Here is an 11,482-nt window from a genome sequence, read left to right on the forward strand (position 1 = left end):
GCATATTTTGCCGCTCAGAACGAGAGGCAGGATGATGATGATTCAATTGGTCGCGGCCGCTATCCAGCCTTTATCGGGGTGCGCGTTTCGCTCGGCGTATGCACGCGTTTCCAGTCCAATCCCTCGAACAGAGCCGAGAATTGGGCGGCCGTCAGATGCATCGCGCCGTCCTGCATTCGAGGCCAATGGAACTCGCCATCCTCAAGCCGCTTGGCAACCAGGCACACGCCGCTACCGTCCCAGAAGACCAGCTTGATCCGGTCCGTTCGTTTGGCCCGGAACACGTAGATCGTGCCAGAGAATGGGTCAGCACCCATCTCGGCTTTCACGAGCGCCGCCAATCCGTCAGCGCCTTTGCGGAAGTCGACGGGCTTGGTGGCGATCATCACCTTTACCGCACCGGACGGACCAATCACGACTGAGCCTTCAACGCCTGGATCACAGCAGCAATTGTCGCGCTGTCCGTGCCAGATGAGATCCTGACGACCGCGCCGCCAACCTCCAGCTCGATTGCCGCAACTGGAAGTGCGCTCCTCGTAATCGTCTTTCGCCGTGTCGGAGGCGGCTCTACCGGACGATCAATTACTGCTGCCACAAACATCGGCGGCGAGTCTTGCTGCGCCTGGCTCCGCGCCTGCCGACGCCAGGTAAACAATTGTCCGGGAGACAACCCGTGCCGACGCGCAACAGCACTGACCGACATCTCGCCGCTATAGCTCTCGGCGACAATTCGGTCTTTCTCCTCGTCGCTCCAGTCGCGGCGACGGCCAGTTCCCGTAAAAACCTCAAACCGTTGCACCGGCACGTCTGCACTGGTGCCATGCGTAAACCCTGTAATCGTCATATGTCGAAGCCTCGTTCGGCAACAACATCAACAATCACGCGCTGATCCGGAAGGTGGGGTCAAAACACCGCTTACGATACAAATACTACGGTCCAGCAAAACGATTGTCGGAGTTCGTCGCTTTCATGGAAGCCCGCGGCGCCGAGACCATCACGGCGGACCTGGCAATGGAGTGGGTCACCTCGATGGGCCGGCAGCCGAGTTGATCAATCCGACTGGCTGATGTGCGCTGCTTTGCCCAGCACCTGACTCATTTCGATCCTTTGACGGAAGTGCCACCGAGCGACGCTGTGGCGCCGGCACGGCGGACAAAACCCTACATCTATAGTGAGGTCGAGATTCAGGCACTTCTGGCGGCAGCACTGTCGTTACCGCCGGCCAACGCCCTGCGGCGCTGGACATACCACTGCCTGTTCGGGCTGATAGCGGTCGCGGGACTGCGCCATACCCCAGCGGCCAGCCCAACGGCGCTCAAGTCGATGCGGACCACGATCAAAAGCTTGAACATTCCGCGGCAAACGCCGGGGACGCTGGCTGAAATCGCCAAACAGATCAATCCGCTCCTCCGGGGATGGATTGCCTATTATGGGCGGTTCAGTCGTTCGGCTCTGTTCTCTCTGGCTGACTACGTCAATCGGAAGCTCAAGGCCTGGATCATGCGAAAGTACAAGCGCTTTCGGTTCCACAAGACTCGGGCGTCGCAGTTCCTGCGGCAACGTGCCCGAGACAGGCGGGACCTCTTCGTACACTGGCAGGCGTTCGGAACGAACACGTTTACCTGATGGGAGCGGTGTGAATCGAGAGGTTCACGCACCGTTCTGCGAGAGGCCGGCAGGTGAAATCCCTCCGGCCTACTCACCCCTGGATCAACAACGAACATGGCACCCAGATGGGCCTGGGGCCGACGCTTATGTGCGACCGTCCCGCACGAGCATTGGAAAATCCTGACCTTCATTGCCGCCTTACGTCCCGACTTGGTTCATCGATGCCCCGACGGTGAGCTCTTTACCCTCCATTTTGAGAGGATCCTCGTCCCCACCCACGCCAAGGGGGACATTGTTATCATGGACAATCTCGGCAGCCATAAGGGCCAAGCCGTCCATCGTCGTCCGGGCTGCAGGCGCGCACCTAAACAAGCCTCAACTTTGTGACCGTCGAAGCCTTCAAATCCGAGCTGCGTGGAGATACAGTGTGTTTGCATCGAGCCCTATCTTGCAATCTGATAACCCTTTGTTGCAAAAGTGGTTCCTTGGATTGTTGGGCCGGTTCCCCTTACTTTTGAGATCTTCAGGCTAAGCATGAGCTGGAGTGATAATGCCAAATTTTCTCTCGCAGATGCATAAAATCATTTACCGCCGTATCAGATATACCGTGACTAGGCCAAAGCCTCCGAAAACCAGTGTACCACTTGCCGGTCCTGTCGTGGTCGTCGGATCGGCACCCGTTTCCCACAAGCCCGTCGGCTTTGATGAGACATATCGCATTATTTCGGTGAACGCCTCGCAAATAGCCGTCCACGCCTGGGGCATCGATGAGCCTGACATCACCCTGATGGGCTTCAACGAGCTCCAGGGCGGCAATCCGGCAGCCGTGGAGACAAGGCGCGTCCTAGCCGGGCACCGCACCGGCGCTCTCTATGTTCTCACCTGGCGGCGGGGGCAGAAGCGCCAGGCGCGCGTGAAAAATAATCTTAACTCGTTCAGCTATTGCTACCGGGATCTCCATCTCGTGGGCCGTTACCAGCGCATAGCGTTGATGCACAAAGCCACCGGACTGGTGAACCTTGAACTCGACGCTGAAACCAAGTGCTCGAACGGAATGATCGCAGTGTTGTTTGCATTATACAACGGCGCCAGCGCGGTCATCATAACTGGCATAAATCCTCATTCGAACGGCCACATATACAACAGCGCCAACCTGACCCGCAAACACACCCGTTTCGACCGGGACATCCTGATACGGCTGCTCAGACAAGGCTATCCCATCTACACAGCCGATCCGCAGGTCTCGGAAGAAGTCGGCCTGCCGCTCTGGCAGGGCGCCAAAGAACCAAAGTTCAAGGCGGCGCAACAAGCAACCGACAATTCACAACATCGATCTACCCCGGCTTGTCAATCGAGATGACCCGGTTCACCTTCACGCTGCCACAGAACACAACGCCAAGACATCTTTAGCTGGCGCTTGTCGGGGCCGGAAGACCGATCCGCATGATAAGTTTGGCGTCGCCGGCGCGGGATAGGCCGAAGGTCCAGAGGCCGATACCAATGGCGAAGAGCAGGAGGCCGGCCCCAGCGTCGCCCTCGATACGGAGGAAAAGAGCGCTGTCTCTGGTCATCAGGGCGCCGATAATGCCAAAAAACGATATCCGGCACGACTGGAAAGTCAAGCAATTCACGGCATTTTAGGCAGAATTGGCTGGGGAAACTGGATTCGAACCAAGATCGACGGAGTCAGAGTGTTTTCCTCGCCATTGTTTTTGTGTGTCAATTTTCTTCCATGTTGCGACTATGTCGCGTTGACTGCGAAAAGCGCCCTCTCTGCTGCTTCCATCTCGGCCGCGTCATCAGCCGCTGGGAATAGGTGTTCGTAGGTGTCGAACGTCACGTGAATTGAGCTGTGGCCCACGCGCTCTTGGACCGCCTTTGGCGTCAGCTCCAAGCCTCCATCCACCTTACGATTGATGCACCACGACGCGTACCAGTGGCGCAGGGCATGGATACTTCGGCATTACAATCGGGTCGCCATTCTCGTCCTTCTTTTCAGTGATGGTTGAGAGGCCCGCAGCGCTCTCGGTTTCCCAGAGACCGCGGTTGAAGCATGTTGTTGTGAAACTCGATGTTGCCCGCCTGGTTTGGGAAAACGAGGCCCAGTTGGCTATCCGGGCAAGCCAGCCTCCATTCTTTTAGCGTATTCACCGCGATCGGGGGCAGGGGCACCGTTTGCTGGCCCGCCTCGCTCTTTGGCATCCCGACTATGCCATATCGGTCGGCGCGCTGCCGGACGTGAAGCTGCCCCTTCTTCAGGTCGACATCTTCCCATCTCAATCCACGCGCTTGATCGAATCCCCGTGATGAGTAGCGGCCGGTATCTTCCCGTGGCCAAATCAAGGATTTTCCTCGTCTCCTCATTGGTCGGGATATCCACGCCGATGCGGAGTTTGGCCTTGGCGCGCTTCTCTGATGCCTTAATGCCTGAGCGCGCCTTCGACAGTTCATGGACAGCATTGCGCACCACGAGGCCGCGGCCTTGCGCGTCGGCAAGGATGCTGCCGAGGCTTCATGCGCGATAGCGGGCTGCCAGCAGACCAGTGCTGTCAACGGTAGCGGATACCAGTTCACCCGCTTCTCGATCCCAAAGCGGCCTTCCTGGTTTCGCAAGTTCCTACTGCGGGCCCAGCCGTACGGCATCTCTGGGCTGATAGCATTTGCCGGCCTAACCGTTGGCGGAACGGTAGCCTATATGAGCGACAGTGCCATTGCGTGGCTTCGGCATTGGCTCAAGATCAGCTGAATGGTCGAGCCAAGTAGGGGCTTACGAGTTTGGAATGTGTCGGACCGAAAACCTTTCGTGCGCGGCTCGCTAGTTCAGAGCCTTTAAGATTTCATCCGCTACTAAGTCTGCTCCCTGCGCGGACAGGTGGTCGTCGTCGTAGTAAAGCGGTACGCCATCCCGTTGACCAAAACATCTGCCGTCGGCTCCCTTGCTGCAGAGCACGTCCGCAGGTCTAACTTTTCGAAGCGTCTCGGATGCTGCGATGTTATCCAGCACGCCCAGAACAAACTTGTTCCGCTCGAGATAGAGCGCTTCGGATGTTGACAATTCCGAAAGCCCTGGGCCATGCCGAAGATTGACCTTCGCGATATTCCACCCCAGTTCCGGTATCGGATAGACTACGACAACCAGTTTTCCCGTTTTCTCCAAGCTCTGAATTAGGTCATCGATGGCGAGCATCTTTGATCGTCCGTCCACGGAGAAAGATCCATTCAAAGCGGCATAGTTTTCACGATAGTCTTCTATTTCCTCTCCGCCCTCGCCATTAACAAAAGTTAGCCGATCAATCTGGCCGGGGATCGGATACAGACGAAACGTCCAACGGATCGCCACAATTATTTCATCGACATCTTCGCGGACGTAATCCAGCAAATGCTGAAAGGCCAAAAGGCACTGCGAAAGTTGGGTTTCGTTTTTTGTAGTCGAGATTTGAGGTATGGGCTGACAGTCGGGTGCTCTCAACAAAACCCCTTTCAGGCCCATTTTCTTGAAGCGTTCCGCCAAGGAGAAGGAGATAGCTTGCGCATGCGAATCTCCATAGAGAGCAACGGTTCTCCTGGCAGCCACATCGCCGAAGAAGCAATAGGAGACGCCAGTACGGTCGGAGTGAGCCAGCGCACAAACATTCCCAGTTTGTTGGACCTTCTGGCCTAAGCTCTCCCACTCAACGACGGACGGAAGACGCGAAGAAAATCCGTTGCTTAAAATCCCAAGAGACCCAATCATGATCAAGGCTGAGGTGCTTATCGCGCCTGTGGCTGCAACCGCCCTTACCGATATTCGACTGGTTCTAAACGGTTGCTCCACATAGCGCCAGCTTAATGCCGATAAGGCGAAGCAAAGGACGATTAGGGCGACCGCTGTGCTGGGGTCGAGAGATCTATCAATATAGTGCCGGGCGAAGGCCAATACCGGTTGATGCCAAAGATAAAGGCTGTAGCTGAGAAGACCAACGGCAACGAACGGCGGCAATGACAGTAATTTCCCGACGAATGTCCTGCCGGTGCCTGCCGACAATACCATCGCTGCCCCAACCGTTGGAAAGAGCGTATAAACGCTAGGGTACCTCGTTGTTTCGCGCAGAAAAACTACCGATGCTATAACCGCAAACAGGCCCGCACCGGCAATAATTTGCCCTAGCGTGGGATGTTTGTCAGTTACTTTCGAGATGTCCTTCGACCTGATCGCTACAATCGCGCCGATCAGCAGCTCCCAAGCTCGCGTGTGAAGGAAATAGTAAGCGGAAGTGGGGTCGGACCTGGAGATAAATTCTGCCGAAGCGAAGCTGATCATAGCTATCATCGCAAGCGCCAAAGCGATTGATCGGGTGGTGCGACTAATCAGAATCAGAAGTGGAGGGAAAAAGATGTAGAACTGCTCCTCAACCGCCAAGCTCCAAGTATGAAGCAACGGTTTTAGAGCGGCGGCGGCATTGAAATAGCCGGCTTGCTTCCAGAAAACGAAATTGGATACGAAAAGTGATACCCCGATCAGACCTTCAGCAAAACCCTTCATGTCCATTGGGAGAAGTAAAAGCCAAGCAAATGGAATGCTCGCTGCCATAATCAAGAACAGTGCCGGCAAGATCCGTCTTGCCCTGCGCTCGTAGAACTTCTTGAACGAAAAGGTGCCTTGAACGAGATCAGCATAAATTATCGACGTGATCAGGTACCCGCTGATAACGAAGAAAACGTCGACCCCTGCGAAGCCACCGTGAAAGGGACCGATCCCTCCATGGAAAAACACTACTGGCAAGACAGCAACTGCCCGTAGGCCATCGATCTCCGGACGATATTTCCGGCTGGTACCCTTGCTCATTCGATACTCTTGGAGAGACACAGCATCTGCTATTGGCTGCTCTCTGACCGTGTTGAAAAGGACTTGTCAACCTCTCGTGGATAACATAATTGCGGTACCAGGTCGTACTTTTAAATTCTTCGGTTTTGAGGCACATCAATCAAGAGTCCGGGCAACTATTCTCGGCGAAGCCTTCGTGAGCAGCTTTCTCGCAGATCGCTTACCTTCGTTCGGCATATGAGCGTCGCCGTTGACAGCGGTCACGAGGCGCAGGGGATAAGTCCGGCGATCAATTCCGCGCTCCTGTTTCGCGGCCTCGAGCTTCCGTCTCAGCGCCTGGTCCTGTTCATAAGTCTTATGGGGAAAGTGCTCCCAGCACCACCATCGAGTCGGGACCGCAGGCGGGCTGTTGCCGAAACCTCCCCACTCCTTGCAGCCGGGTCTTCGCAATAATGCTCTATGATCACATTAGCGCCAGGTGCCGATGAATGCCATTCTATGCTCATATTTTCCCCTCCCTACTAATCCGCCACAAAGCTGCCGAACCGCAGCTTTCCGACCTTAACGCCGCACACCGAGCATTTTAGGCGTCTCTCGACCTCCTTTATCTCCGCATGATGAAGGCTGGCCGGCAGCCGATCCATAGAGAATTCGCGCCTATCGCCGCATGCTGTACATTCGGCCATGATTGCAATGTGTTGCGGTGTCGTGTTGACGTAGCCCGGGTCCCAATTCGGCACCTCCAAAAATCTTACGGTCCCCTTGCCATGGTTTGTGCCCTCGGCGTGCTCTTCGGCAGGTAGGCGATAGCCACAAATCGGGCAACGCATCCGCTGCGAGAGCATAGCAAGCGGAAAATCGCGCCTCTCGTCGCCACCAGCGTGACGAGATCCAGCTTATGCTTCCACAGGCACTCGCGCACGCCCTTCAGCCCCTCACGTATTCCCCAAGCGCATCTGGCGGTGACATCCCATCCTGCGTCCATTGCCTCGCCGATTGTTTCGGCCATGCGTCATCACCCCCTTTCGAGGTCCTTTCTGCCGCATTGTTGTTGAATGCTCCGCCCGAGCCGATGTTCCTAATATGTTCTCGGCGGCCGACGAGTCAATAATCAATCTTGGTCAATTGCTTTTGAGGTCGTCGCAACGAATAAACGGCAGGATCCGGCGATCTGAGGTGGGTCCAGAAGGGCGGCGGCTATTGGAGCCTCTGCAATTCAAGTATCAAAGTGCGGGCTGAACAAAGCCACGCGTGATTTCCAAAATGAAGGCCTTCTCGGCTCATTACGCTTTCGATGTTCCAGCCTGCAGGGATCCTAATTATTGCCTCTTTCCCTCCATCCGCTGAGTTAATCTTATCGTCCTAGAGCCTGCTGCTTTCATACGGAAGCATATCCTGAGTTTGTGAGGTAGTTTGCGCATTCTGCTGGCGAGAAGCAGTCGAGCATTTCACCAGCCTTGCGCCATGTCGCTTCGACTGTGCGAGGCTGTTCTCTCCTAATTAGGTGCTTGAGCTTGGCAAAGACTTGCTCGATGGGATTGAGGTCCGGGCTGTAAGGCGGCAGGAAGAAGAGGTGCGCGCCTGCGGCCCGGATGGCACGACGGACAGCTTGGCCCTTATGGCTGCCGAGATTGTCGAGGATGACGATGTCGCCCTTGGCGAGCGTGGGCACGAGGATCCTCTGGATATAGAGGGTAAAGAGTTCGCCGTTGATCGGCCCATCGATGACCCAAGGGGCGTCGATGCGGTCGCAGCGCAAGGCGGCAATGAATGTCAGGGTTTTCCAGTGCCCATGCGGAACCGCGGCACATAGGCGTTGACCACGCGGTGCCCACCCCCTGAGGGGCGCCATGTTGGTCTTGATCCAGGTCTCATCGAGAAAGACCAGCCGCTGCGCTTCGATCCGCCGTTGATGGGTCTTCCAACGCAACCGTTTCCTGGCGATATCCATCCGCGTCTGCTCGGCCGGCAGAACCGTTTTTTTTGAAACTCAGGCCCTCGGCCCGGACGAACACCCAAACGGCGCGTCGCTCGGTCTTGATACCGCGTTCGGCCAGTTCCGCCACAAGGCCTCGCGTCGTGAACGGGCCGGATCGACAGCGCTGGCGCAGCCAGTCGGCCCGTTCGCCGGACAAAGTCCGCTGCTTGCGACCGCCGACGCGGCCGGGCGTCAGAGCGCCGGTCTCCGCAAGGCGCTTCTTCCACTTCGAAACACAGGAGGGAGCAATCGCAAGTGCTGCTGCGATCGATCGTATCGTTTCTCCGGTGTTCAGGCGCGCCATCGCCCGTTCGCGAAGATCCTCAGAATATGGGTGCGTCATCCTTGCCGGCCGTCCTTTTCCGGTAGGACAGAGAATCATATTTCAGCTGATTTGCGAATCTGCGATTCTGAAAAATCGAAGCGTGCTCTAATGCGATCGTCGGGTAGGTGCTAGCTAATAATCCGCGCTGGTTAGCTGGCAAATTGTGCGTTATCGAACAGATCTTAGTAATTACAGGCAAATTGATAATATTTAGAACCATGCCAATTATCTTGGCAGGGCTTTAGAAAGATTGGGGGCGTGCATGTGACAAATAAAAGGTAAGTTTATGCACAAGATGCTGATGGTCAGCGGCGTGGCTGTAATTGCAATGTACGTGCTCGGCGGCACCAGCGCCAGACATGAGATCTTTCCTTGGCCGCAACTTTCCGCGGCGAAGAAAATGGTAGCCGGAGAGAATGCGACGGCTCCAAGCCATTATACTTTCGACGACAAGCAACGGCTAATTGCAGACGAATCAAAAACGGCCGTGCCCTGTCCGATCCAAACCGATCGAACCGCCGTCTTGCTCATTCTTGGCCAATCCAACGCGGCCAACCACGCCGGACAACGGTACCGGTCGGATTATGGCGCGCGCGTTGTAAACGCCTTTGACAAACGGTGCTTCATCGCGGCATCGCCACTTCTTGGATCGACCGATACCAGGGGAGAGTACTGGACACTTCTTGGCAACAAATTGATCGCATCGGGGCAAAACGACAGCGTCATCCTCGCGCCTCTCGCATATTCCGGATCTCAGGTCGCACGATGGGCGACAGGCGGTGACCTCAATCCTGTGCTGGTCGATACAATGAAACAGCTTCACGATTCCGGTTATCGGATAACGAGCGTCCTCTGGGTGCAAGGAGAGGCAGACCTCGTTCACGGCACCACCGGGGAGGCCTATCAAAAACATTTCATGTCGATCGTCGACACATTGCGTCAGCACGGCGTCGAAGCACCCGTTTACATTTCGATCGCATCGAAATGCCTGGAACCGAGCAACGGCGGCTTCAAGGAGCACATTTCGGACAATCCGATCGTACGGGCGCAACTGGCTCTATCAAGAAGTGGCCACGGTATCCGAGAGGGCGTCAATTCTGACGCGTTACTCGATGGAGACGACCGCTACGACGATTGCCACTTCGGGGGCACAGCCGGAGAGAAAGTGTCGCAGGCCTGGCTGAACCTTCTGCGTGGCGAGAGCCACCTGGAAAGCTCGCGATAGTCTTTGCATTTCGGATTACCCGCGAGTCATGACTTGGTGCACTTGGCATACTCCCGGTCTCCGGCGTATCGATGCCGCTGACGAATGGAGCGTCTTCCCCTAGCAGTCAGCGTGACGCAGACAATGAGTTCAGCGAGCATCCTTGCTTCCTCGACCTCCGTTGTGCCGCATCAGCCGGCGATAGTAATCCTCGACCTTTCGCATGGCCTCGCCCGGTTCAGCTTCGAATCCTTGATGCGGAAGGACACGGCTCCTTACCCGCGGTCCATGGCCGCTCCATCGCCATTGGCCACTCTTCGGGCCGCTGCTCTCAAACCAAATCCTCCCGATGATTATCTCCCCATCATAGCCCCAGCCAGTCGAGATCAGTCGGCTGGTCGGACTCGTCGATCTTCGTTCCGCGCCATTTGTAGAGGGGTCGGTATCGAGTGGACATGTTCTGAAGCATCGCCCCAGATGGTCCAATAATCAATCTGGGTGAATTGCTTTTTAAGCTTTTGTTGGTGAACTGACGGCATGACAAAGCCGCCTTACAAGCCTTCCCAGCCGCTGCTCGGTGAACCCGAAGCGCCGATCCGCAGCCGGCCTCGTAAGAAGCGTGACGCGGCGCAGCATCAACTCACCCTCGACCCGATGCCGGCTCGCATCGATCCATGCCTTGCGCTACTGAAGCCGCGGCCGCCGAAGGGGCGGCAGTGGGCGAGGTGAAATGGGACGGGTACCGCCTGGCGGTTCACATCGAGCCGAAGGGAATCAGGATCCTGACGAGCGGCGGCCATGACTGGACAGACCGTTTTCCTGCCATTGCCGCCGCGGCAACGCCTTATCGAGAAAAACTAAGGAAGGTCGAGGAAATCTTTTGTTATGTGCCATTTGCCCAAGGGCTTTACCCACGGAAGCCGCGCCGAATGGTATGATCTTGGATCTTGAAAGGATGTTTCTGTCCACATTGGCCAAAACTTCGCTTACCATCGTTGCCGCTCGGTTATCCTCAACATAAACATCGCACTCAGGATGTTGTTCTTCATCCATGCGAGTCATAGCGAACTCAGGACTGCCCCCCGTGACGGCTGTTGTGCCTGCGATACCGTCCATGAGATAGATCCGGGCATCTGGCGGAAGTTCTGCCAAAATGTAAGGCGAATGTGTGGAAAGAATTATTTGTACCTCGCGTTCTCGCGCTATCTGCCAAGTCGCGCATAAGGCGCCTTTGCGCACGTGGATGCAAAGAGGTTTCAACTTCATCGATCAGAACCAACCCATATTTCGGATAATCCACTGCCAGAAGTTCAGCTGCAGCGATTTCGCCTGCCCCTTAGTGAAAACCTGAGTATCTCACAGCTCCATTCTCGAGCACGGGGATAGGCTTGTCCTCACCCGCGTCGGTTACCGAGATCCCCGCTTTCGTATATTTCTTTCCAACTATTTCAGTTAGGCGCGCCAACCGAGTCTCATCAAATGCTGGGAAAGTCCCCTCTGCTACACCAGCTTTTAATAGACGGGCATAGCCGGTTCGGGCGCCAACGGGGGGGATGCGTCAAG

Annotated in this window: 11 protein-coding genes and 2 pseudogenes; 5 read left to right on the plus strand and 8 right to left on the minus strand. The window is 56.1% G+C overall.

Annotated elements, in window-relative coordinates; genetic code table 11:
• Positions 1-59 precede the first annotated feature (59 nt).
• Positions 60-416, minus strand: coding sequence for an IS66 family insertion sequence element accessory protein TnpB (gene tnpB / locus NXC14_RS03960; protein WP_085777053.1), 357 nt, complete (start codon positions 414-416; stop codon positions 60-62).
• On the minus strand, positions 413-844 hold the full coding sequence (locus tag NXC14_RS03965) for a transposase (RefSeq protein WP_085777054.1): 432 nt from the start codon (positions 842-844) through the stop codon (positions 413-415). Before NXC14_RS03965 ends, tnpB begins: the two co-directional genes overlap by 4 nt.
• Positions 845-1,134: 290 nt before the next feature.
• On the opposite strand from NXC14_RS03965, the gene NXC14_RS32870 reads away from it, so the two are divergent.
• Together NXC14_RS32870 and NXC14_RS03975 are read left to right on the plus strand one after the other, a co-directional pair.
• Positions 1,135-1,626, plus strand: a complete 492-nt coding sequence (locus NXC14_RS32870) for a group II intron maturase-specific domain-containing protein (protein ID WP_245362126.1) — start codon at positions 1,135-1,137, stop codon at positions 1,624-1,626.
• Positions 1,627-2,158: 532 nt separating this feature from the next.
• Positions 2,159-2,968, plus strand: a complete 810-nt coding sequence (locus NXC14_RS03975) for a membrane-anchored protein (protein ID WP_085777055.1) — start codon at positions 2,159-2,161, stop codon at positions 2,966-2,968.
• Between the two features lie 46 nt (positions 2,969-3,014).
• On the opposite strand, the gene NXC14_RS32875 is transcribed toward NXC14_RS03975, so the two are convergent.
• Entirely contained in the window at positions 3,015-3,179 is a 165-nt protein-coding gene (locus NXC14_RS32875) for a hypothetical protein (protein ID WP_198175498.1), read from the minus strand.
• A gap of 878 nt (positions 3,180-4,057) precedes the next feature.
• Between NXC14_RS32875 and NXC14_RS03990 the strand changes: the two genes are divergently transcribed.
• The gene (locus tag NXC14_RS03990; RefSeq protein ID WP_157131372.1) at positions 4,058-4,354 is read left to right on the plus strand and encodes a hypothetical protein; all 297 of its coding nucleotides are present in this window, start codon (positions 4,058-4,060) and stop codon (positions 4,352-4,354) included.
• Positions 4,355-4,423: 69 nt separating this feature from the next.
• Here NXC14_RS03990 and NXC14_RS03995 read toward each other — a convergent pair whose 3' ends face one another.
• From NXC14_RS03995 to NXC14_RS32880, 4 genes and pseudogenes are all read right to left on the minus strand, one after another.
• Positions 4,424-6,433 (minus strand): acyltransferase family protein, encoded by a 2,010-nt coding sequence (locus NXC14_RS03995; RefSeq protein ID WP_085777057.1) that lies wholly within the window; start codon positions 6,431-6,433, stop codon positions 4,424-4,426.
• A 285-nt stretch (positions 6,434-6,718) separates the two neighbouring features.
• Positions 6,719-6,918, minus strand: a pseudogene (locus tag NXC14_RS33265) (hypothetical protein); the annotation flags it as partial.
• Between the two features lie 245 nt (positions 6,919-7,163).
• The gene (locus tag NXC14_RS04010; RefSeq protein ID WP_245362127.1) at positions 7,164-7,421 is read right to left on the minus strand and encodes a hypothetical protein; all 258 of its coding nucleotides are present in this window, start codon (positions 7,419-7,421) and stop codon (positions 7,164-7,166) included.
• Between the two features lie 369 nt (positions 7,422-7,790).
• Positions 7,791-8,733, minus strand: a protein-coding gene (locus NXC14_RS32880; RefSeq protein WP_176536422.1) for an IS630 family transposase whose coding sequence is annotated in 2 segments (ribosomal slippage) — positions 7,791-8,396 and positions 8,398-8,733 — 942 coding nt in all. Because the reading frame shifts where the segments join, the coding sequence is not laid out codon by codon here.
• 268 nt (positions 8,734-9,001) lie between these two features.
• Between NXC14_RS32880 and NXC14_RS04020 the strand changes: the two genes are divergently transcribed.
• Together NXC14_RS04020 and NXC14_RS04030 are read left to right on the plus strand one after the other, a co-directional pair.
• Positions 9,002-9,940, plus strand: a complete 939-nt coding sequence (locus NXC14_RS04020) for a sialate O-acetylesterase (protein WP_085777059.1) — start codon at positions 9,002-9,004, stop codon at positions 9,938-9,940.
• A 516-nt stretch (positions 9,941-10,456) separates the two neighbouring features.
• Positions 10,457-10,758 (plus strand): annotated as a pseudogene (locus NXC14_RS04030) (ATP-dependent DNA ligase); the annotation flags it as partial.
• On the opposite strand, the gene NXC14_RS32885 reads toward NXC14_RS04030, so the two are convergent.
• The gene (locus tag NXC14_RS32885; protein WP_198175536.1) at positions 10,694-11,035 is read right to left on the minus strand and encodes a hypothetical protein; all 342 of its coding nucleotides are present in this window, start codon (positions 11,033-11,035) and stop codon (positions 10,694-10,696) included. The pseudogene NXC14_RS04030 and the gene NXC14_RS32885 sit on opposite strands and share 65 nt — an antisense overlap.
• Positions 11,036-11,482 lie beyond the last annotated feature (447 nt).

The sequence above is a fragment of the Rhizobium sp. NXC14 genome (assembly GCF_002117485.1).
In the GTDB taxonomy this organism is placed as follows: domain Bacteria; phylum Pseudomonadota; class Alphaproteobacteria; order Rhizobiales; family Rhizobiaceae; genus Rhizobium.

Coding starts and splice junctions, on each gene's coding strand:
- NXC14_RS03965 (WP_085777054.1), bottom strand. CDS start 844: ATGACGATTACAGGGTTTACGCATGGCACCAGTGCAGACGTGCCGGTG.
- NXC14_RS03975 (WP_085777055.1), top strand. CDS start 2,159: ATGCCAAATTTTCTCTCGCAGATGCATAAAATCATTTACCGCCGTATC.
- NXC14_RS32875 (WP_198175498.1), bottom strand. CDS start 3,179: ATGACCAGAGACAGCGCTCTTTTCCTCCGTATCGAGGGCGACGCTGGG.
- NXC14_RS03990 (WP_157131372.1), top strand. CDS start 4,058: ATGGACAGCATTGCGCACCACGAGGCCGCGGCCTTGCGCGTCGGCAAG.
- NXC14_RS03995 (WP_085777057.1), bottom strand. CDS start 6,433: ATGAGCAAGGGTACCAGCCGGAAATATCGTCCGGAGATCGATGGCCTA.
- NXC14_RS04010 (WP_245362127.1), bottom strand. CDS start 7,421: ATGGCCGAAACAATCGGCGAGGCAATGGACGCAGGATGGGATGTCACC.
- NXC14_RS04020 (WP_085777059.1), top strand. CDS start 9,002: ATGCACAAGATGCTGATGGTCAGCGGCGTGGCTGTAATTGCAATGTAC.
- NXC14_RS32885 (WP_198175536.1), bottom strand. CDS start 11,035: ATGGACGGTATCGCAGGCACAACAGCCGTCACGGGGGGCAGTCCTGAG.